This is a genomic window from Paenibacillus nanensis, assembly GCF_003583765.1.
In the GTDB taxonomy this organism is placed as follows: Bacteria; Bacillota; Bacilli; order Paenibacillales; family Paenibacillaceae; genus Pristimantibacillus; species Pristimantibacillus nanensis.
This window is the reverse complement of record NZ_QXQA01000003.1, coordinates 238,107-259,322: the sequence shown is the minus strand read 5'-3', so window position 1 is coordinate 259,322 and position 21,216 is coordinate 238,107. Positions and strand designations below refer to the sequence as shown.

Sequence of the window (21,216 nt, the reverse complement as noted above, 5' to 3'; positions counted from 1 at the left end):
ATACAGTCTAGGAGGAATTGGCATGTCCGGTGTACATGGAGGCTACACGACGACAGGTGTAATCCTGGTTCTGTTTATTCTTTTGGTCATCGTATTGAGGACTTTCTGGTAATAAACAAACCAATGCACCTATATTGAGATGTTACAGCATGACAATAGGACAGAGCGGCTTAAGCCTGCTCTGTCCTATTGTTTTTGAAGTTTATTCCCGCGTCCAGGCGTGCGTCCGGAGCGCTGCGGCGACGCCGCCTTCATTGTTCGAGCCCGCGGTTAGATCCGCGGCATCCTTCACCGCATCCGGCGAATTGCTCATGGCGATGCCGAGACCGGCGAACTCCAGCATCGAAATGTCGTTATAATAATTGCCGATGGCGAGAATTTTTTCCCGCCCGATCCCGATTTCAGCGGCCAGCCGGCGAAGCGCCGTCCCTTTGCTGGCGTCCGGATTTTGCACGTCGATGAATAAGTCGCCGCTTCGGATCAGCTGCAGGTTCGTCGGCCGGTTTGCCCAATCGGCCTGGACCGCATCCATCTGCTCCTTCGTTCCGAATAAGGTGAACTTCACAAGCCCATCCGGCAGCGAACCGTCAAAGCTTCTTTCAATGGGCTCCACTTTATGGTGGGCGTACATCGCCTTCGCTTCGTCCGTCATGCGCTCCACCATCATGTCGAAAGCCGTGTTGAGATCATAATGAATGCCTTGAGCTTTGCAGTATGCGATAAAATCGGTTAAATCCTTTTTGTCGATATCGTACTGGAACAAGATCGCGCGGTCCTCGGATCTTACGGTTGCCGCGCCGTTATGCGTGATCAGCACTCCGCTCAAGCCAAGCTCCTCAAGAACGGGAAACGCGCCCATTGGGCCTCTCCCCGTGCATAAGACGATTTGCGCGCCTGCCGTAGAAGCCTCTCGCACCGCTTCCTTCACATCCTTTGGAAGCTTATGCTCGTCTGTCAACAGCGTGCCGTCCACGTCAAGCGCAATCAGATTATAGGCCAGTCTCATTTCGCTCCATCTCCATCCGGTTTCAATTATCTCTCTTTACCTCTATGAGCGCGCAGCAGTTCGACTTCTTCCTCCGTCAGCTCGCGGTATTCGCCTTGCGCCAATTGTTCATCCAGCGTAAGCGGCCCCATCGAGATACGCTTCAACGTCAGCACTTTTTTGCCGACGGCTTCGAACATCCGCTTAACCTGGTGGAATTTCCCCTCCCGTATCGTCAAACGGATCAGCGATTTCATCCCCTCGGCCTCATCTGCTTGCCGCTTCTCGAGCACCGCAAGGTCGGCAGGCATGGTTACATACCCGTCGTCAAGCTCCACGCCCGATCGAAAAGCTGAAGCGTCCGCGTCGCCCACATCGCCAAGCACCCATGCTTCATACGTTTTATCCACATGCTTGCGCGGAGACAGCAGCTCATGAGCCAGCTGCCCGTCATTCGTCAGCAGCAGCAGACCGACGGTGTCTTTATCAAGCCGGCCTACGGGAAAGGGATTCAGAAGCCGGTCCTCCGGCTCCAGCAAATCAATAACCGTCCTGTCCCTTCCGTCCTCCGTCGCCGATATTACGCCAGCCGGTTTATTCAACATCAAGTAGATCACGTCCCGGTATACGACCGTTTCCCCTTCATAAGCTACCGTTTGAACGGCAGGATCGACGATTAGCCCGCTATCCTTGACGGCCTTTCCGTCCACCGTGACCTTGCCTTGCTTCACCGCTTTTTTTATCTCGCTGCGCGTCCCATAGCCCATATGGGCGAGCAGCTTATCGATCCGCAGCTTCTCTGCCATTTTATATTCGCCTCCAGCCAGACGCCAGTTCGTTTTTCAGCATGCCGTCCACGTATTTCGCCCATCCGACCGGGTAGCCGTCTGCGCAGACAAGTACGTAGCCTTTCGGCTCGGCGCCGTCCGCAAGCGCGATATCCTCTTGGTTGATAAACAAGGTTTCGCCTTTAAGGTAACGGTTTAACGCCTCCGCATCCGGGCTCCAGTTCAGCGATCTGATCGCCTCTTCCCTCTTCAAACCCATCGCCAGCGCTTGGGAAGGCGCGAAGCGGCCCTTTTTCGCCTCGCCCACCAGCCAGCCGGCGCGAACGATCTTTAGCCCGTTCAAGGAAGGCAAGCCCTGAGGCTGCAAATAGACGATCGAACCGAATGCAACCGGCTCTCCGAGCTCGGATCGGTCAAGCGCCAGCTCCTTCTCCGCGAATGCTTCCCATGATTCCTTCGGATCGGCTTCCGTTACGGCTTGCTTGCTTGTGCGCTGCGCCTTCGCAGACGCTCCGCGCAGCTTAACCGGTCTTTTCGCATTTGCGCGTTTATCGCCCAAGGGGTATCCGGCTGCGGAGACGGCGATCGATGCGTCGCGGCTTCGCTCGCCTCGCCGCCTTAACACTGCGGCATAATGACCTTCCCCTTCCAATAGGTGCGGCCATAGCCTTACGGTGCCTGACAGGCTCTCGGCCCGATCCGGCTCCAGTTTTGCGGCCGTTTCTTCGTCGATCCAATCCTGGCGTCCTTGCGTTATGCCGCCGGGAGGAAGAACCGGCTCAATATAGAATTCGGGATGCTCCGCCAAAAAAGCGGCAATCTGCGACTCGTTCTCCTCCGGCGAGAAGGTGCAAGTCGAATACACCAGCCTCCCGCCAGGCGCAAGCATGGCTGCCGCATGCGCCAAAATATCCTTCTGCATGATCGAGCATTTGACGACGGAATGCTTCTCCCAGCTAGCGGCCATATTCTCGTCCTTGCGGAACATCCCCTCGCCTGAGCAAGGCGCGTCGACGAGAATCCGGTCGAACCATTCCGCGAACACCTCCGCCAGCTTAGCCGGCTCCTCATTCAAAATAACCGCGTTTCTAACGCCGGCCAGCTCGATGTTTTTGGCAAGCGCCTTCGTCCTCTCGAACGCGTTGTCGTTGCTGACGATCACGCCTTCGCCCATCAGCTTGCCCGCGATTTGAGTCGATTTGCCGCCCGGAGCGGCGCACAAATCAAGAACGCGGTTGCCGGGCTGCACGTCAAGCAGCTCCACGGGCAGCATCGCGCTTGGCTCTTGAATGTAGTACAGCCCCGCGTTATAGTGCGGATGGCGTCCTGGACGATCCTCCTCCGTATAATACAAACCGTCCTTCGTCCATGGAATCGGCTTGACGCGGTCCTTCATCGGCGATATTTCCCGCCATTCGCTGACGCTAAGCTTCAGCGGGTTAATACGGAGGCCATAAACGCGCGGCGCGTCGTAAGAAGACATAAAATCGTCAAATTCGCTGCCAAGCAATAGCTTCATTTTTTCAAGAAATTTGATAGGCAAATCCATCATGTTGCGCCTTTCCTCCTGCTTAAGATGTCATACGTAGTATCATTTCCAACACACTCCGCTTTGGTATATAATAAAAAGTAAGTGACACAGCAAGAACTGCGCTGTCATTTTAATAGAAGCGGAGGTATGAATTTGTGAAGAGTAAGAAAAAGAAAAAGTCCGGTATGATCTATGTGTACATCGGCATCATCGTCGTTTTATTCGGCGGCATTTATGCTTTAAGCAACATGGGCGGGGACAGCAAGCTGTACGGCATGCCGCTGAACGATTTAAATCCCGCTACCCGCGCATTGCTGGATGATCCTAATTATCAGAATATCATATTGCCGGATGAACTGGACAAGCGGATCGCGGACAAGGAAGATTTCTTCGCTTATATGTTCTCATCCACATGCCAATATTGTAAAGCGACAACGCCTCATCTCGTGCCCCTTGCTCAAGAGCTGAACGTTGATTTGCCTATGTTCAACGTGCTTGAATTCCCGACCTACCAGACGAAGATGAACATAGAGTATACGCCGACGCTTGTCTATTTCCAAGACGGAGTCGAAGTGGATCGTTTGGAAGGCGGTATCCGCGAAGAGGGAATGACAGCTGGACACACCATCGACGATTATAGAGCGTTTTTCGAAAAATATGCGGGAGCTGAAACCCCGTGATGAACGGCTCCGTCAATCATTCGAAGGAAGCGGTCCGTCGCGACGCCGGCTCCACGGCCAGAACGATTATGTACACGCTGCTTTTCGGATTTGCTTTTATTACGCTGCTTGCGGCATGCGGGACGGCCGACGATGGCGGCTCCGCCCATCTGCATGGCTCGGAAACTTGGGAAGAGACCTCTTCGGCAACGACACTTCCCGGCTTTCTGGACGACCATACGCAATTATCCAAAGATCTTTATTCGGAGGTCCACAATCATATGGACCTGATGAGCGGTCTCCCGTGCTACTGCGGCTGCATGGAAGGCACGGCCATCGACGAGCCCCACGATTCCCTCCTCCGCTGTTACTGGGCTGAATTGCCCGGCGACGACGGCAGCGTAACCTGGACGGATCATAGTACAGGCTGCGGTATATGCAAGATGGAGATGGAGGAAGTGGTCGCCTTAAGCAAGCAAGGCAAAACGGCTGAAGAGATATTGGCGGCCATTAACGCCAAGTTCAAACCGAACAAGCAGGCCGGCTAGTTTTGCCTACTATTATTCAATCCTTAGGTAATCAAAACCTCCGGTGAATCCGCGATGACAGCGGGACCGGAGGTTTTTCGTTTGCGGAGCCTTATTCGGTTGATCCTTTTTTGGCCCTGGCAATCGCAGCGGCGATATCGCCAGCAAGCGCGCTTAACCCTGCGTAATCCCCTTGCTCGAACTGCTCGTTAAACTTCATCTGGAATTGAGCGGCCTCGCGAACCCGGTGGTAGAAATAAAGATCCTGAATGCCGTTCAGCACACGAGACACCACGTTGGACTGCTCCTCGAATTCCGTCTGCGCGTCTAATATTTCCTTCCGGATACTGGTCATCTCGTTGTCGAGCAGGAACGCGGCTTCCGCCGCTTTCTTCAGCCTGTCCCGCACCTCGTCAGGCAGGCTTTCCTTGAATTTATAATGAAGCGAATGCTCGATGGTTGCCCAAAAGTTCATGGCCAGCGTGCGAATTTGGATTTCTGCCAGCACCTCTGTGTAGCCGAGCGCCGTCTGAACAGGATATTTGACGATAATATGAAAGCTGCGGTAGCCGCTTTCCTTATAGTTTGTAATGTAATCCTTCTCATAGACAACCTGCAAATCTTTGCGGTTGCGAATCAGCTCGGCCACTCGGTGAATATCGTCAACGAATTGGCACATAATCCGGATGCCCGCGATATCCTCGATGCCGGTATCCAGCTGATCCGAGGCAACGTTAAGCCTTTTCGCTTTCTCCAAAATGCTGGATATCCGTTTTACCCGGCCTGTTACGAATTCGATCGGCGCATAAGCTTCTCTTACCTTAAGCTCCATCCGCATCGTCTTGAACTTTACTTTCAGCTCCTCAACCGCTTGTTCGTATGGCTGTAGAAATAAACTCCAGTCTCGTCCATCCATCCCGGCCGCCTCCTGTTTCTAACGATGATCTGCCCCTACTGCTTCGGAGATATGACGGTAGCCGTCCTTGCGCAAACATTCTTTAAGTCCTGTTGTCAGTTCGCGCAGCAGTTCGGGTCCTTTATAGATAAGTGCGGTATAAATTTCAACGAGTGATGCTCCCGCGCGAATTTTATCGTATGCGTCTTGCGCCGTAAAAATGCCGCCTGAACCAATAATTGGCATCTGCCCGCCAGTCTGCCGGTATACGGCGCGAATGACCTCCGTCGACCGGCGCGTTAGCGGCTTGCCGCTTAAGCCGCCCGTCTCGGCCGCATGCACGTGCGTCAATCCATCCCGCGATAAGGTGGTGTTCGTTGCGATGATCCCGGATACTTCGCTGTCCATAATCGTCGCTACTGTATGCTGCAGCTCCTCATCCGACATATCCGGCGCGATCTTGACCATCACGTTCTTCGGCTTTGCGCTTCGGCTCGCAGCCTGCTTCTTAATCTCTTCCATAACGGCCCCAAGAAGCTTCCGCAGCTCTTCGCCGTGCTGGAGATCTCGAAGCCCTTGCGTATTCGGCGAACTGATGTTGACGACAAAAAAGTCGCCGTGGTCATATAAAGCGCGAATACATGCTTGGTAATCCTCATGCGCGAGCTCGTTTGGCGTTACTTTATTTTTGCCGATGTTTACGGCGATCGGTATGCGGTGAATTTTGCGCTTGGCCAGCGTTGCCGCCATCGCCTCGGCGCCGTCATTATTAAAACCCATCCGATTAATAAGCGCTTCGTCCGGCGGAAGACGGAACAGGCGCGGCTGCTCATTGCCCGCTTGTCCCTTAGGCGTCACCGTTCCGACCTCGGCGAAGCCAAGCCCGATGCTGGAGAAGGCGTCCGGCGCTTTCCCGTTTTTATCCAAACCAGCCGCCAATCCCACCGGATGCGGAAAGCTCATGCCCAGCAGCTCCGTTCGAAGCTCTGGCGATTCGGGTACGCCGTACATGGCGTGAAGTAAGCCTGTCATCCCTGGAATTCGGCCTGCCGATGCTAATCCGTCAATGACAAGATGATGGGCTTTCTCGGGGTCCAACTTGAAAAAAATCGGTTTTAATAATGAAGTATAAAGCAATCCTTTCACTCCGTTCCGCTATGTATGCTCTACGCTTCAGTTTATCCCTTTTGATGAAAAAAGAAAAGAGCTTGCAAGGGCGATCAGACACCCAAGCGCGCCCTTTCTGTATTGCGGCAGCTGCAGAAAACGATTACAATGAGGCTATAGCTCGTCTTACGAAAATCGTATAGAAAGGTTGATTGAAATGGGCGCACCCAAAAAAAAGCCAGCCACCCTTAAAACGAAACCAAAAGAAGAAGTGAACAAGAAAGCGATCATATGGGTCAGCTCCATTGTTGGCGTCGTCTTCGTTGCGATTGCGTTGCTCTTAATTTTCACTTCATAAATCAGTATTTTTTACGACAGCCATCGATAAACCTTTACGGGATTTGTTTCGTTCTCCTTTGGCTCCAGCCGGAATCGTTCGGCTGAAGGCTTCAGCTCGGACGGAAAAGTCCCGTTTTTAATCGTTACTTTTGTTCCCAGCGGCACCACGTCGTACAGCTCCTCCACATCCGCTTTCCGCATACGAATGCAGCCTAAGGATTCATCCTTGCCGATGCTGTCCGGATCGTCCGTGCCGTGAATCGCATAAAGCGTATCCGAAAGCGTCATGCCCCGGCTACCGAATATCCCGTCTTCTGTACCGTTCGGATCCCGAACCTTCTCACTAATATAGAAGCTTCCTTCCGGCGTCCGGTCTCCGCCAAGCCCGACCTTATAGCTGCGGATCACCATATCCCCCTGCACAACCGCAAGCTGATGGCTGGACACATCCACAACAATTTCGAGCGGCTTGCTCCATTCCGCCTGGAATAGTCCGTTCGTCCCGATCGGGGTCCGAGAGGCGCCTTGTTTTTCGCCGTTCTGGCCGTGACTCGCCTTCGTGCTGCCGGAAGATTGGCCGTCCACGCGTTCCGTTTTCCCCGCTGCATCAACCTGTTTCAGCTTCGCCAGAACATAAGGGAACGATTCCTTCATGCCTTCCCCTTCGCCTGCCAGGATGTTTTGCGGATAAGGTCTGATCAGCTCCTCGAGCGCTGCAGGCCACTTCCCATATAACCGACGAAAGTGATGGATGCCGCTGGCTAACGTCCAATGCATCTCTTGCGCGCTCTTCCATTTCCGGTAGGCATCCTTTACGGCCGAGCCGTCGCCCGGAACGCACAAGCATGTCTCGCGGTCATGCATCGAGACATCCATTTTATCGCTGCCGCTCTTCTCCCGCTGAACGGAAAGCAGAGGCTTCATCCTTCCGTTCCACTGCGCCCAGCCATCCTTCTCCTGAAGGCGTATTGCAATCGATAAGTCGGGTGCGTCGCCGCCTGCTTTAATAATCGTATCCATGGCATAACCAATCGGCTGTCCGATTTGCTGCGGCACAATGACAACGCCAAGCTGTGGCTCTAGCCCTGACGATGTCGATGCCGGGCTTTCGGCGCTTTTGTTCTTAAAGTCACTTAACGGCACCAAGAGCGCGGCAAGCAAAAGCGGAATCAGGGCGATTACAACCTTGCGGGTCAGCCGCTTCTTTTTTTGAAGCCTTCCCCATTCCTTCAGCTGCTCCAGTTCCCGTTCCGCAAGCGGATGCGCTTCCTGCTCGAACGCCTCGTAGATATCGCCAGCCTGAATAAAGCAATAATTCGCCTTGCCTTCCTTGCCTGCCTCCAAATAATGCTTGCCAAGCAGGTACCAGCCCATTTTATTATCAGGATGCTGCTTCACGAATTGCTTCAAATAGAGTAAATCCTCCGGCTTATCCATCCTTTTCCCTCCAACCAAACAAGTCCTGCTTTTTATATCGGTTTTGGAAATGTTTTCTTCAAGGGACTTCTTTCCCATGCTGTTATATCCACAAAAAAACTCTCCCCGGCCTTCAATCGGCCAGGGAGAGCGGGATCATTTCTATAAAATTAACCTTCGGCGTTAAACGGTTCGTCAGCGATTTTGATGGAATCCGTCGGACATCCGTCGCAGGCATCCTGCAGGTCATCATACATGTCTTCCGGGATCTCGGTGTTGCCGCGGTTGCCGTCGCCATTGAAGATGACTTCAGCCAAACCTTCATCGTCATAATCATAAATATCCGGAGCTGTCGCGCCGCATGCGCCACAAGCGATACAGGTATCTTTCTCTACCCATGTGTACTTAGCCATGGTCATATTCCCTCCTTATCGAATACGGAATTATTCCGTCTATTCTACATTATAAGTTCTACATACAGCTTGGTTCCTCAATCATCAATATATAACAAACTATCGTCTTTTTGCAAGGATGTGCCCCGAATTCGTTTGTTCCGTATCAGTGCGGAAGGATCATCTCCCAACATCCCTGCGGTAAGCACCGCGCCTTCGCCGAACCGGTCTCGGAGAGCGTCCATCGCCTTCGTCAAAGCCTCCTTCTTGGGCTGCTCTTCATAGCTGAACAAATCGAGCTGCATCGCTGTGCTTTCAGCCGGAGCAAGATTTTGCAGCGTGACGCCAAGCAGCCTGATCGGATCGCCGAGCTTCCAGTGGCGCAGGAACAGCTTACGCGCTTCCCGATTGACGTCCTCCGTCGACTGCGTCGGTGCTCCTAGCGTCTGAGAACGCGTAATCGTGGTCATATCCGGTCTGCGGATCGTAATTTGAACGGTGGAAGCGACCAGCTTCTGCCGGCGCAGCCTTCTGCATGTCTGATCGGACAGATTGAGCAGGATACGGAATACATCGTCCTGCTCCGTCACATCAGACGGCAGCGTCGTCGTGTGGCCGATCGATTTGCTCTGCTCGCGGTTCGGATTGACCGGAGAATGGTCGATGCCGTGCGCGGCCGATTTCATCCACGCGCCCATCACGCCAAACTGCTTGATCAGCATCGTTTCATCTGCGGATGCGAGCTGTCCGATCGTATGGATATTCAGCTTCGACAGCTTATCCGCCGTTTTGCTCCCTACTCCAAATAACGTTCCGCATGGTTTATCCCACAGAAGCTTCGGCACATCTCTCAGCCTGAGCACCGTAAGACCCATCGGCTTCTTCATATCGGACGCCATCTTCGCAAGCAGCTTATTCGGCGCTAGCCCGATGGAGCATGGCAGCCTCCACTCGGACATAATGCGCTTCTGCAGCGTCTCCGCGATCTCCAGCGGCGTCCCAAGCAGCTTCGAGCCTGTTATATCCATATAGCATTCATCAATCGAGACGGGCTCCACCTGAGGCGTAAATTGCCGGGCGATTGACATGAAGCCGTGCGAATATTTCCGGTATAGGTTGAAATCAGGCTTGATCAGGATCAGATCCGGACATAGCTTTAGCGCCTGCTTTACCGCCATTCCCGTTTTTACACCTTTTTTCCTCGCCGTGTAGGAGCTGGTGACGATGATGCCTTTCCTCTGCTCTATGCTGCCCGATACTGCAGTGGGCTTATCCTTATAATATTCCGGCTCTTCCGCTTCATGCACAGAACAATAAAACGCGTTCATGTCCAAATGAATAATGACTCTGCCTTTGGCCGGGTAAAAATCCTTCACATCGTTCATTGCTCATGCTTCACCGCCGATTTCCGAAAAATACGTATATCCGTTCCCATTTCTCTCAGCATATAATGGACGGAGGAACAAGTCAATGTTAAGAAATCCGCGAAAAAATCGTGAAAATGCTTATCCCCCCTCTACTTTAAACGAATAAAGTGTTATAATCATGAATTATGATTTGTAATGGCCATCAGTGAAGGAGGCGACCTATCATGTCCGCTAACATCTCGATCTTTGACACGACGCTGCGTGACGGAACGCAAGGCGAAGGGATCAGCCTGTCCGCAGACGACAAACTGAAAATTGCCCAGAAGCTCGATGCTTTAGGCGTTCATTATATTGAAGGCGGCAATCCAGGCAGCAACAGCAAAGATATCGAATTTTTCCAACGGGTAAAAGCGTTAAAGCTTAGCTCCCGCATTACGGCATTCGGGAGCACCAGACGAAAAAACTCGATCGCCGAGCACGACGCCAGCCTGCTCCGCATCGTGGAATCCGGCGTTCCCGCCGCGACCCTTGTAGGCAAAGCATGGGACTTCCACGTACATACCGCCTTGCAGACGACGCTGGAAGAAAATCTCGCGATGATCTACGAGTCCTTTGCTTTCTTGAAGCGAAGCGGTATGGAAGCGATGTACGATGCCGAGCATTTCTTCGACGGCTTCAAGCATAACCCGGAGTACGCCATTGCCGCGCTGCGCAAAGCGCAGGATGCGGGCGCCGATTGGCTGGTGCTTTGCGACACGAACGGCGGTACGCTCCCGAATGAAATTTACGACATCGTCTCGCGCGTCAGATCGGAATTGACCGCACCGATCGGTATTCATACCCATAACGATTGCGAGCTCGCCGTCGCGAACTCGCTCGCAGCCGTACAGGCCGGGGCCACCCAAGTGCAGGGGACGATCAACGGGTACGGCGAACGATGCGGCAACGCCAATCTGTGCTCCATTATCCCGAACCTTCAATTGAAGATGGGATACGACTGCTTGCCGGAAGAGCGTCTTCGCACGCTGACCAGCACCGCGCGTTATGTGAGCGAGATCGCGAACGTCCATATGCCGGTCGGTCAGGCGTATGTCGGCAACGCGGCATTCGCGCATAAAGGCGGTATCCATGTATCCGCCATTATGAAGGATTCCAAAACGTATGAGCATATTCAGCCTGAACTTGTCGGCAATAAGCAGCGGATCCTTGTATCCGAGCTTGCCGGTCAGAGTAATATTATATCCAAAGCCGTCGAGCTTGGTCTCGATGTTAACGCCAACAACGAAAAAACAAAGCAGATTATCGAGCAGATCAAGGAACTTGAACATCAAGGATACCAGTTTGAAGGCGCCGACGCTTCGCTCGAGCTATTGCTTCGGGAAGCCTTTACCGATATGAAGGAGATTTTTACGGTCGAATCGTTTAAGATGCATGTGGAAAAAACGAATGCCGGCATGATCTCCGAGGCTATCGTCAAAATCAACGTAGACGGCCAGCAGGTGTATACGGCTGCGGAAGGCAACGGACCCGTGAACGCTCTGGATAACGCGCTTCGCAAAGCGCTGGTGCAGTTCTATCCGAAAATCGAGCAGTTCCACCTGTCGGACTACAAGGTTCGCGTCATTGACGAAAAAGACGCTACGGCGGCTAAAGTCCGGGTACTTGTCGAATCGACGGGCCTGGATAATACGTGGAGCACCGTCGGCGTATCCAGCAACGTTATCGAAGCCAGCTGGGAGGCGCTCCTCGGCAGTATCCGGTACGCGCTGCTTGGCATGGATAAAGTAGAGACGGGTGTAACCGAAACGCATGAGCGACAAGGTCTCGTGAATCATTGACCCAACAAAAAAGCTGTCATATCGGAGCGGCGAAGGCCATATCCGATGTGACAGCTTTTTTCCTTACAAATATTTGTCCAAGATCCGTTCCCATTCCTCATAGGTGATGACGCCGTTGATCCGTTCGCGAATCACGCCCTCGGAGTCGATCAAGAAGCTGGTAGGAAACGTATTGACTTTATACAGCTCCGTTACATCGCCCGGGCGGTCCATCAGGATCGGGAATGTAAAGCCATGCTCCTCCACGAACTGTCGCGCCGCGCGTTCCTTGTCAAATTTCGTTGCGTTTACCCCGAGGAGCGTCATGCGGTCTCCATAGTTCTCATGAAGCTTTTGAAGATCGGGGGCCTCAAGCTCGCAGGGGCCGCACCAAGAGGCCCAGAAATTGACGAAGGTTAACTTCTCCCCCTTGCCTCCGATTTCAACCATTTGCTCGTTCAAGTCCGGAAGCTCGAAGGCTGCCGCCTGAAAGCCTGCTTTCGGCTTAAACGCCGAGGCCGACGTCTCCTCGGTTACGGAATCGTCTTGATTATATTGATAAATCGCTAATCCGGCGAAAAAAAACGCGATAATTAACAATGCTGCAACTTTTCTCATGATAGCTCCCTTCGTTTCCCCTATCTCTTTCCTTCCAAGCTTTTCATCCATTATATACAAGGATCATCGTATCACGCGCCGAAACGAAGCTCAATACGGCGGAGAGAATAGCCATAAAACCGTCAATCTCTCCTTATCATTTTCGGTTTTCCACGCTCTATTCATACCTGCCCGCTTCCGATATACTGCAAGTATAAGCATCTTCCTAGGAGGCTGGCCTTTGACAAGCACGAGCGAACATTCCGTTACGATGGTAAGAACCGTATACGAGCAGCTGATTGATGCCTGCCGGCTCGCGCTGCCTGAGGAGGCTTGCGGAGTTCTGGCGCGCGGCGAGCATTCTGCGCATATTGACCGGTTCATCCCTGTTACGAACGCGCATGAGAACCGTCTGCAATCCTTCGCCTTCCATCCCGCCAGTTGGACGGAAGTTTTTTTTGCCATGCAAAAAAACCGACAACAGCTTGTCGGCTTCTATCATTCGCATCCATGCTCCGATCCGGTGCCTTCGGCTCGGGATCTGAAGGGCATGATTCACGATTCCTCGTTAACCTATTGGATTATTTCATTCAAACAACCGACACCGGTTATTCAGCCGTACCGAAGCGTCAACGACCGGTTCGAGCCTCTATTATTAGTGCTTGCTTAAATAAGCGTATAAGTCCCCAAGCGTCGTGACATTACGTTCGAGAATACGTGCCAAATATTTGCTCCAAAGCTCTGCTGTCATCATGGCATCCTCCAGCGCGTGATGGCGCTGCGTGATGGGGATACCTGAGCTCATCAGCAGCTCATCCAGCCCGTAGCTTTCTCTTCCGGGCTCGAGCCATTTCGCAATCATCATCGTGTCCAGAACACGATGATTCAAATTCACTTTGGACGTCTTCCACAATGCCGCATTCAGGAATTGCTTATCGTGACCGGCCGCGTGAGCGATTAATAACCGCCGCCCGATAAACACCATAAAATCATGCAGCACGGTCATCAAATCTTGGGCGTCCTGCACCATTTCATTCGTAATGCCCGTTAACTCCTCAATCGCTTTCGGGACCGTCCGCTTCGGGTTTACTAAACGATAGAAGGTTTCACCCTCCACCCGTTTCCCGCCGCGAACGACAACAGCGCCGAAAGAAAGAATTTCGTCGCCGTTGTTCGGATTAAAGCCCGTCGTTTCCAGGTCAAACACGACCATGTCCAAGTCCATTAAAGGAGTATCTATCATCGACTGCTTGCGCTGTTCTCGATTGGCGTTGCGGATAAAAGCCATTTGCTGCGCGTTTTGCGAACCAAGCATGGATGCGATAGCAGGCGTAACGCCTCCCATTTTGTATAAGCTCCACATTCGGCCTACGCCTTTTTGTTCCTTCATTTTAGTACCACCGCCTTACTCTTACATCAGCCTGCCTACCGCCTGCCTGTACACAAAACGCTGCAATCGCTTCCCCTGCTTCAAGCTGCTCTTAAGCTCGTCGGTCATCTCTTTTGTCAGCTTGCTGCTGTGCAGCTTCCCGTTGTTCGCGTAAACGCCGTCCTCCGCCAGCTCCGTTGTCATCAATCGCAGCCTGAGAATGAACCGGAAAGCCTGCTCGTACGCTTTGCCGTCCTCCGCAGACAATTTCCCCGCCTCCACCAGCCTTCGAATTCGCTCCAGGGTCGAGGTGGCTCGTATGTCGGATTGAATCGCGAGCATCCGAATCGAATTTACCATTGGGATATAAGCGCCATACTTGATATCCAGGCTGCCCGCGTCTTCGCCGTATCTCTCTTTCAGCAGCTGGCCGAATATCCCTACTAGCACCTTGTGGCGCATCGTATTTTCGATCATTCGTTTGATAATGACCGGATGACTTAACGTATCCGTATAAAACATATCCTTCAGGGCGTCGACTAATCGCTCATCCCCGTACACGCGGCGTCCATCCGCGATGATGAGCAAATACCGCACCGATTCCCAAGCCGGTTCGCGAAACCATCCCTCCAGCTTCTGGCCCCAGCCGCTAAGCGAGAGACACCAATCCGGATTATCGCTGAGCACATTGCCCTCGCAGGGCGGATAACCGATTTCGATTAAATGCTTGACGATAAGCTTGCATAATTGCTGAAAGTATAAAGCGATTTCCTCTTGATTGCCGCCTTCCGGATCCGCATACACGACCCCGCTGTCCTGGTCGCTGGACAACGTCTGCTCCTTCCTGCCTCCGCTGCCGAACAATACATATGCGTATGGCACGGGGGGAGATCCTTTCCCCGACCGTGCCATTTCCGCTTCTGAGAGCGCGACCGCCTTCGAAATGATGGCGTCGTGCAATTCATTTAATTGTTCATTTAATTGTTCGACCGGCCTGGCGGGGAGGAGAGCCTTCATTTGCTCGTGCATTTGATCTCGCAAGCTGCGCAGCACGTCAACCTGATCAGCCGAAGCGATCTTTTTGGCAATCTGCGAGCGCGTCGGATCACTCATGCCCCGCTCTCTCCCTTCGGTCAGTATCGCCAATGGTTAAGCCTTAACCATGAATGCCTTGACCTGGTTTTTTCAGTTGCTCAGGATAACCATAAGCGCCGTGCTCGCTGAGGTCAAGACCGATAATTTCTTGCTCTTCCGTAACGCGGAAGCCCATGATCATTTTCATAACGCCGAGCACGATGAAGGAAGCGACCAGAACGAATGCGCCGCAGACGACGACGGATTCGAACTGAACCCAAAGCTGCTTCCAGCTGCCCGTATCAATCAGACCGCCTTGGCCGATGCCGACCTTGTCGGCAAGAGCTTGTGTCGCGAAGATACCGTTCGCAAGCGTCCCCCAAATACCTGCCATGCCGTGTACGGATAAAGCGTAGATGGGATCGTCCACTTTGAATTTTTCGAACATTTTTACGCTGTAGAAGACAAGCACGCCAGCTACCAGACCGATAACGACTGCAGCCCATGGATCAACGAACGCGCAGGATGCCGTAATGGCGACCAGACCCGCCAACGTACCGTTCAGCATCGCTGTAATGTCGGCTTTGCCGGTAACCGCCCAAGAAATGAGAAGAGCAGCCACGCCGCCGGCGCCGGCGCCGAGCATCGTCGTAAACGCTACATAAGTGAAGAAGCCGTCGCCAATCGATACGGTAGAACCGGCGTTAAAGCCGAACCAGCCTACCCATAGCAGCAATACCGACAAAGCGGTGTACACTTGGTTATGTCCCAAAATTTCGTTAGCAGAGCCGTCTTTATTGAATTTGCCGATACGAGGCTTGAGCAATACCGTCGCAACGAAGGCTGCAATGGCTCCCGTCAAGTGAACGACTGTGGAGCCTGCGAAGTCTTGCGCGCCGTCATTCGCGAGCCATCCGCCGCCCCAAATCCAGTGAGCGACAACCGGATAAATGAATCCGATGAAAAATATCGTAAACACAATGTATGATGCCAGTTTCGCGCGTTCTGCGAAGCCGCCCCATGCGATCGACAGCGAAATCGCCGCAAAAGCAAGCTGGAACAGGAAGAATACGCCGTTCGGATAATTATCGCCAGCTGCCACGTCGGCCGCCGTTGCCGGGTTGAAGAAGAAATCGCCCCATCCGATAAACTTGGCGATTGCGCTATCCCCGCCAAACGCGATGCCATAGCCGATCGCCCAATAGATCAGGGCCGCAAGTCCTACGGTAAAGATCGTTTTGCCTGCAACGTGCCCCGCATTTTTCATGCGAGTGGAGCCCGCTTCGAGAAGAATGAATCCGCCTTGCATCAGAAGAACGAGAATGAATGCCAGCATTACCCAGAGAGAGTTTAATCCCATGTTCAGCGTTGCGCCGTCCGGCCCCGCAGCAAATGCGACTACCGGGAATAGGATTGTCATCAACCCTAACGCAAGAAAAGTCTTCTTAATCAATACGACCACTCCTTTAATGTTATGTTTTCTAACACATGACGAAAGACTTAATGTCATTATAGTCAGAAGAGCTTACTTTGACAATACGCATTTTAAATATTTACAAAAAAAATCTAACGTTCGGCACAAAATCTAACACGAACGTTAGGAATTTCACGATATTCGCCTAATTTTTAGTGAATTCTTTCTCCTATCCTTCGCTTTTACAAGGCTTTTCCCGCTTAAGCCGAACGTTCCGAGCCTTCCTATATATATATTAAGTGAGGATCAAGCTCCGTCATGGAAGGTCATGTAACACGTTTGACTGTACGGTTTTTACCTATTATCATTAAGGTATAGATCATTATTAAAAGGCGGTGATGTGATGGAAGCAGCCCTATACCGTATCGGCGAATTGTCGAAGCTAGCAAAGATTAGTGCGAGAACCATCGACTATTACACCTCTATGGGATTAATCGAACCTGCTAAGCGCTCCGACAAAAACTATCGGCTCTATTCACATGAAACTTTATTGCGGCTGGAACGTATTGAGGAAATGAAAAAGGACAAATATACGTTAGATGAGATTAAAGCCAGCTTGGACACATGGAGCAAGATTTCGCCTGAAGAGCAAATCTCGCTGAAGCTGACGGAATTCCAGCAGCATTTGACGCAGCTGGAACGCGAGGTGAAGGAGCTAGAGCCGATCATTAATCAGCTCAAGCCCAAACAAGCGAATCGCCTCTACACGAGATTAACGCCTCAGACGGTGGCCTGCATCGAAGCTCTCATGCTGTTAATTAACAAAAGCTCGCTCATGTAACGTGTCCGTGTCCTTAAACATGTAGTTGGAGGAATGAACCATGTACATCTTGATTATCGCAGCCTTCGCTCTGACGATATGGGCGCAGTTCCGAGTTAAAGGAACCTTCAAGAAGTGGACGCAAGTCGCAGCGAGCAGCGGACTAACCGGTTATCAAGCCGCAAGGCGCATGCTGGACAACAACGGTCTTCACGATGTGCCGATCGAACCAGTCCCAGGCGCGCTCACAGACCACTACGACCCAATACACAGAGTCGTCCGGCTATCGGAGCCCGTTTATTACGAAAGCTCCATTTCAGCCGTTTCCGTCGCCTGCCACGAGGTCGGACATGCGATTCAGCATTCCGTGTCGTACCCGTTCCTTGTAGCTCGCCACCGGATATTCCCGATTGTAAACTTTGCGTCCGGTATCGCGCCGTTTTTGTTGCTTGCCGGTTTCCTTATGAACCAATTCAACCTGATCGGACTCGGGATCATCTTCTTCTCCGTCGCGGTCGCTTTTCAGCTCATTACGCTGCCGGTTGAATTTAACGCCAGCAATCGCGCCCGCGATTTAATGGTGGCGGAAGGTTTTATTACCAACGAGGAAGAAAGAGGCGTAGCCAAGGTGCTGAACGCCGCAGCGTTAACCTACGTAGCGGCGGCGCTGCTGTCGCTCCTCGAGCTGATCCGGTACATTCTGATCTTTACGCAGAGCAGGGAAGAATAACGAACAACACAAAAGCCCCTTGGCAGATCATAACTGCCAAGGGGCTCTTCTTTAGCTGAAATGCAGCGGCTATTCCTCCATCTTCTCCTGGAAATATCGAACGAGGAAGCCGTGGAACACTTTCGCAACAAGCGGAAGCTTTTCATTGCTCCTGCGGATGAGACCGATCGTGCGCGTAACGGATGGTTCGCTGATCCGCACCTTTGCCGGCTGAAGCGGGCCCGTATGGTGCAGGGCGAGCTCCGGCAGCAAGCTAACCCCCATCCCCGCAGCGACTAATCCGCGGATCGTATCCGTCTCTTCGCCTTCGAATCCAATGTTCGGCTCGAACCCCGCCTGCAAACAAGCGTCCCAAACAATCGGTCTTAACGAATAGCCTTCGCTGAACAAAACAAACGTCTCATCCTTTAACTGACTTAGCTTAATTTGCTCTTCCTTTGACAGCGGATGGCCGGGCGGCAGGATCGCATACAATTCCTCCGTAAGCAGCACCTCGCCGCATACCTGCTCATGCTCTTTCGGAAATGGCGAAATAAAGGCAAGATCAATATCGCCTTTAATTAAATCCCGAATTAAGGACGGATACATCCCCTGTCTGAAACGGAACTTCACATTCGGATGATGCTTGCGGAACGACGCCACGACCTGCGGGATCAGCGAAATGCCCAGACTGTGCGGGAAACCTAAACGGATTTCCCCCTTCTCCGGATCCAGAAACTCATGGATTTCAATGACAGCCCGTTCTAAATCGGCGAGAATAACCTCAGCCCGCTTCAAAAACAACGTTCCGACGGGAGTCAGCTGCAAATTTCTCCCTTTCTGAACGAACAGCTTAACGCCTAATTCCTCTTCTAGCTGATGAATTTGACGGCTGACCGCCGATTGCGCCACGTGGAGCTCCTCAGCTGCTTGGGTAACATGTTCTTTCTTTGCGACTCGCACGAAATAATAAAGCTGTCGAAGTTCCATACGTACCGGTATCTCTCCCGTAACATTCCGTTTTTAACTTCCTATTTACAAGCCATTATTGGACAATGGCATTTCATTCCGATTATAATTGATTTCGTAACCGAACAATTCATTCCGAGGAGGAACTGTTATTATGTCACAAGAACGCACAGGCGTTGCAACGCTTAAAGGCAATCCCATCACTTTGCTTGGTCCCGAGCTGAAAGCCGGCGATAAAGCTCCAGATTTCACGTTGAACAAATCTTTGACCGAAGCCGTCAGCTTGCAAGAATTCGCAGGCAAGGTTAAGCTGATTAGCGTCGTCCCTTCCATTGACACCGGCGTTTGCGACGCGCAGACACGCCGTTTCAACGAAGCAGCGGCCGCTCTAGGCGACAATGTAGTCGTACTGACCGTTAGCGTTGACACGCCGTTCGCGCAAGCCCGCTGGTGCGGCGCTGCAGGCGTTGACAAGGTCGTCATGCTGTCCGACTACAAGGATAACAACTTCGGACTCGCTTACGGCGTTCTGATCAAGGAGCTCGCCCTTGATATGCGCTCTATCTTCGTAGTTGACGGCAACAACACGATTACATACGTGGAATACCTGTCTGAAATGACGGAGCATCCGAACTACGATAAAGCGATCGAAGCGGTAAAAGCGCTGGTCTAATAGAAAGTGCTGTCTCTAAGGTCGATAGACCGCAAACAAAGCGAGTGAAGGCGATGCCTTCCTCGCTTTGTTATGTATCAACTATTGACTTTGAACGCCGCAAGCTTCTTATCCAACGTGCGGTAAATATCGATAATGACGCGATAATTGGAGCCGAGATCTCCAAGAGAGCCGCGCGAAGCGGAATAAATGTCTACCGCTGAAGTAACCGGGTTTACGCTGATCACGGATACGGTAATGTCCATCGTTCTGCCGGTCATCGTACGTTTCTCCAAGACAATTTCACCAACGGATTGTACCTCGTGCAATACTTTGTAGCCCTGCATTTTCTTCAGAGTGGATACGACTTCCTCCCATGCCTTCTCCTTCGAAAGCTTGTAGAAGTGCGATTTCAGCACTGGATCCTTCGCTCTGTCGCCCGTCTGTTCATGACTGCGCAGCAGCCCGATTAAGGTCCGCTTCAACAACAACAATCTCCCCCTCTATCGCTATGTACATTACTATTCATGATAACATGTTTTTACCTATGAAAAAAGAGCTTTCACTGTCTTTCAACAGCTAATCGCTCTCCATCGTCATTGGAAACCCGCCTATGCCGTCCGACTCGCATGTTTCTGAACCCGCTCTCGCAGGTGGGTGTCCGCAGCCATGCTTTTGAAATCCCCGTTCGAGGGCGCGTCAGCCGCAAGGCAATGTAGGTCTCCCGTGAAACAGCCATTGGTTCAAAACAACGAAGAGCCGTTACGAACATCGCAGGATGTATAGCTATTATAGACCGAACCGAAGCAAAAGTAAACTTGAGCCGGGCTGTTATTTATTGGAATCCTTATAGTCATCCTTTACAAGCTCTTCCCGATCCATTTCCGCCGCTTCCTCAGCCGCTTCTTCTTCCGACTGCTTCATCTTCTCCGCTTGTTCTTGCAGCTTCATATAGATAATGTTGAAATTCCAGAAGGAGACAAAGGCGATAATACTGCCTGTAAAGAACATAAACATAAAGCCCTTCATGAAGTTCCAGCTAATCACGATAACGAGTGCAATCATGATGATATTGGATAAGGACCGAAACGGCTTGCCAATCGTAATCAGCAGCGCGTTTTTGATCAATTGAAACGTTTTCATATGATAGTGCACAAGCATCGAGAAAAAGTTAAATAACGACGCCGCAACAAGAACTAAAAAGGCGAGGAAAATATACGAGATGACGCTGAATTCCTCTCTGTAAAAGAAGAAATTGACAACAAGAAGCGCAAACAAAACCGTATACAGGATGCCGCCGATCATGCTTTGCTTGTAATTTTCCTTATAGCCGCGGAAAAACGTCTTAAATAATGGCACATCCGCTTCTCCCGTCACCCATTTGCGCGCCACGGTAAACATCGCCGCTGTTGCAGGGAATACCAGAAACGGCGTCAGTACGGCCACTACAATCGCCGGCAGCGTTAGCAATGGAAGAATGCCATATGTCTCGACATCTTCTGGATTTAATCCAAACAAGGCCGTGAATAGAATAAAAATAACCGGCAGCGAGCAAACGACCCACAACAGATTAATTACCGCCAGCCTCATGATCCATTCGGAGATTCGATAGAATCCCCCCATTAGTCCTCTAGGTTCCATCCGCTTCAGCCTCCAGCTTGGTCTATTTCTTTCCTTGATCCTCTGTTCATTATGGTTATTAGACCGCCCATTTTTGCCAAAGTAGGCCTCCGTCTAAACGCCAAACGCCTTAATGCATAAGATGTAGCATGCATTACCCATCAAGATG

General features: G+C 51.8%; 23 protein-coding genes and 1 other RNA gene. 8 read left to right on the top strand and 16 right to left on the bottom strand.

Going from position 1 to position 21,216, the window contains the following annotated elements:
- The first annotated feature begins 22 nt into the window (after positions 1–22).
- Complete coding sequence (locus D3P08_RS07495) at positions 23–112, top strand: sporulation protein YjcZ (protein ID WP_119598878.1); 90 nt, start codon at positions 23–25, stop codon at positions 110–112.
- A gap of 90 nt (positions 113–202) precedes the next feature.
- On the opposite strand, the gene D3P08_RS07490 is transcribed toward D3P08_RS07495, so the two are convergent.
- From D3P08_RS07490 to D3P08_RS07480, 3 genes are read right to left on the bottom strand one after another with little or no spacing between them, the layout of a single operon-like run.
- Positions 203–1,006 (bottom strand): Cof-type HAD-IIB family hydrolase, encoded by an 804-nt coding sequence (locus tag D3P08_RS07490; protein ID WP_206098930.1) that lies wholly within the window; start codon positions 1,004–1,006, stop codon positions 203–205.
- A gap of 26 nt (positions 1,007–1,032) precedes the next feature.
- Complete coding sequence (locus D3P08_RS07485) at positions 1,033–1,791, bottom strand: pseudouridine synthase (RefSeq protein WP_119598877.1); 759 nt, start codon at positions 1,789–1,791, stop codon at positions 1,033–1,035.
- Position 1,792: 1 nt separating this feature from the next.
- Positions 1,793–3,325 carry an RsmB/NOP family class I SAM-dependent RNA methyltransferase gene (locus D3P08_RS07480; protein ID WP_119598876.1) on the bottom strand — a complete coding sequence of 511 codons (1,533 nt, stop codon included), beginning with the start codon at positions 3,323–3,325 and terminating at the stop codon, positions 1,793–1,795.
- A gap of 134 nt (positions 3,326–3,459) precedes the next feature.
- On the opposite strand from D3P08_RS07480, the gene D3P08_RS07475 reads away from it, so the two are divergent.
- Together D3P08_RS07475 and D3P08_RS07470 are read left to right on the top strand one after the other, a co-directional pair.
- Positions 3,460–3,984 carry a thioredoxin family protein gene (locus D3P08_RS07475; RefSeq protein ID WP_240647354.1) on the top strand — a complete coding sequence of 175 codons (525 nt, stop codon included), beginning with the start codon at positions 3,460–3,462 and terminating at the stop codon, positions 3,982–3,984.
- The gene (locus tag D3P08_RS07470) at positions 3,984–4,511 is read left to right on the top strand and encodes a PCYCGC motif-containing (lipo)protein (RefSeq protein WP_119598875.1); all 528 of its coding nucleotides are present in this window, start codon (positions 3,984–3,986) and stop codon (positions 4,509–4,511) included. Before D3P08_RS07475 ends, D3P08_RS07470 begins: the two co-directional genes overlap by 1 nt.
- Positions 4,512–4,602: 91 nt before the next feature.
- Here the strand turns inward: D3P08_RS07470 and yjbM are convergent, their stop codons facing one another.
- The 5 genes from yjbM to D3P08_RS07445 form a co-directional block, all read right to left on the bottom strand.
- Positions 4,603–5,406 carry a GTP diphosphokinase gene (gene yjbM, locus D3P08_RS07465; protein WP_119598874.1) on the bottom strand — a complete coding sequence of 268 codons (804 nt, stop codon included), beginning with the start codon at positions 5,404–5,406 and terminating at the stop codon, positions 4,603–4,605.
- Positions 5,407–5,424: 18 nt separating this feature from the next.
- Positions 5,425–6,522 (bottom strand): quinone-dependent dihydroorotate dehydrogenase, encoded by a 1,098-nt coding sequence (locus D3P08_RS07460; protein WP_119598873.1) that lies wholly within the window; start codon positions 6,520–6,522, stop codon positions 5,425–5,427.
- A gap of 339 nt (positions 6,523–6,861) precedes the next feature.
- Positions 6,862–8,268, bottom strand: coding sequence for a L,D-transpeptidase family protein (locus D3P08_RS07455; RefSeq protein ID WP_162848392.1), 1,407 nt, complete (start codon positions 8,266–8,268; stop codon positions 6,862–6,864).
- Positions 8,269–8,417: 149 nt separating this feature from the next.
- Positions 8,418–8,660: a ferredoxin gene (locus tag D3P08_RS07450; RefSeq protein WP_119598871.1), complete on the bottom strand. Its 243-nt coding sequence runs from the start codon at positions 8,658–8,660 to the stop codon at positions 8,418–8,420.
- A gap of 77 nt (positions 8,661–8,737) precedes the next feature.
- Positions 8,738–10,024, bottom strand: coding sequence for a DNA polymerase IV (locus tag D3P08_RS07445; protein WP_119598870.1), 1,287 nt, complete (start codon positions 10,022–10,024; stop codon positions 8,738–8,740).
- 206 nt (positions 10,025–10,230) lie between these two features.
- Between D3P08_RS07445 and cimA the strand changes: the two genes are divergently transcribed.
- Positions 10,231–11,844: a citramalate synthase gene (gene cimA, locus D3P08_RS07440; RefSeq protein WP_119598869.1), complete on the top strand. Its 1,614-nt coding sequence runs from the start codon at positions 10,231–10,233 to the stop codon at positions 11,842–11,844.
- 63 nt (positions 11,845–11,907) lie between these two features.
- On the opposite strand, the gene D3P08_RS07435 is transcribed toward cimA, so the two are convergent.
- Entirely contained in the window at positions 11,908–12,441 is a 534-nt protein-coding gene (locus D3P08_RS07435) for a TlpA family protein disulfide reductase (RefSeq protein WP_119598868.1), read from the bottom strand.
- A 220-nt stretch (positions 12,442–12,661) separates the two neighbouring features.
- Here D3P08_RS07435 and D3P08_RS07430 point away from each other — a divergent pair, with 220 nt between their 5' ends.
- Entirely contained in the window at positions 12,662–13,090 is a 429-nt protein-coding gene (locus D3P08_RS07430; protein ID WP_162848391.1) for a M67 family metallopeptidase, read from the top strand.
- On the opposite strand, the gene D3P08_RS07425 is transcribed toward D3P08_RS07430, so the two are convergent.
- The 3 genes from D3P08_RS07425 to D3P08_RS07415 are packed head-to-tail and all read right to left on the bottom strand — an operon-like array spanning position 13,076 to position 16,316.
- Complete coding sequence (locus D3P08_RS07425) at positions 13,076–13,810, bottom strand: 3'-5' exonuclease (RefSeq protein WP_119598866.1); 735 nt, start codon at positions 13,808–13,810, stop codon at positions 13,076–13,078. The genes D3P08_RS07430 and D3P08_RS07425 overlap by 15 nt on opposite strands.
- Positions 13,811–13,831: 21 nt before the next feature.
- Entirely contained in the window at positions 13,832–14,902 is a 1,071-nt protein-coding gene (locus D3P08_RS07420) for a DUF294 nucleotidyltransferase-like domain-containing protein (RefSeq protein WP_119598865.1), read from the bottom strand.
- A 43-nt stretch (positions 14,903–14,945) separates the two neighbouring features.
- The gene (locus tag D3P08_RS07415) at positions 14,946–16,316 is read right to left on the bottom strand and encodes an ammonium transporter (RefSeq protein WP_119598864.1); all 1,371 of its coding nucleotides are present in this window, start codon (positions 16,314–16,316) and stop codon (positions 14,946–14,948) included.
- Between the two features lie 364 nt (positions 16,317–16,680).
- Between D3P08_RS07415 and D3P08_RS07410 the strand changes: the two genes are divergently transcribed.
- Positions 16,681–17,118 carry a MerR family transcriptional regulator gene (locus tag D3P08_RS07410; RefSeq protein WP_119598863.1) on the top strand — a complete coding sequence of 146 codons (438 nt, stop codon included), beginning with the start codon at positions 16,681–16,683 and terminating at the stop codon, positions 17,116–17,118.
- 40 nt (positions 17,119–17,158) lie between these two features.
- Positions 17,159–17,827 carry a zinc metallopeptidase gene (locus tag D3P08_RS07405; protein WP_119598862.1) on the top strand — a complete coding sequence of 223 codons (669 nt, stop codon included), beginning with the start codon at positions 17,159–17,161 and terminating at the stop codon, positions 17,825–17,827.
- Between the two features lie 69 nt (positions 17,828–17,896).
- On the opposite strand, the gene gltC is transcribed toward D3P08_RS07405, so the two are convergent.
- Positions 17,897–18,796: a glutamate biosynthesis transcriptional regulator GltC gene (gene gltC, locus D3P08_RS07400; RefSeq protein WP_119598861.1), complete on the bottom strand. Its 900-nt coding sequence runs from the start codon at positions 18,794–18,796 to the stop codon at positions 17,897–17,899.
- Positions 18,797–18,929: 133 nt separating this feature from the next.
- Here gltC and tpx point away from each other — a divergent pair, with 133 nt between their 5' ends.
- Entirely contained in the window at positions 18,930–19,448 is a 519-nt protein-coding gene (gene tpx, locus D3P08_RS07395; protein WP_119598860.1) for a thiol peroxidase, read from the top strand.
- Between the two features lie 77 nt (positions 19,449–19,525).
- On the opposite strand, the gene D3P08_RS07390 is transcribed toward tpx, so the two are convergent.
- From D3P08_RS07390 to D3P08_RS07380, 3 genes are all read right to left on the bottom strand, one after another.
- On the bottom strand, positions 19,526–19,915 hold the full coding sequence (locus D3P08_RS07390) for a DUF1499 domain-containing protein (RefSeq protein WP_119598859.1): 390 nt from the start codon (positions 19,913–19,915) through the stop codon (positions 19,526–19,528).
- Between the two features lie 112 nt (positions 19,916–20,027).
- Positions 20,028–20,210, bottom strand: a non-coding RNA gene (gene ssrS / locus D3P08_RS07385) — 6S RNA.
- 48 nt (positions 20,211–20,258) lie between these two features.
- Positions 20,259–21,068: a YesL family protein gene (locus D3P08_RS07380; RefSeq protein ID WP_119598858.1), complete on the bottom strand. Its 810-nt coding sequence runs from the start codon at positions 21,066–21,068 to the stop codon at positions 20,259–20,261.
- Positions 21,069–21,216 lie beyond the last annotated feature (148 nt).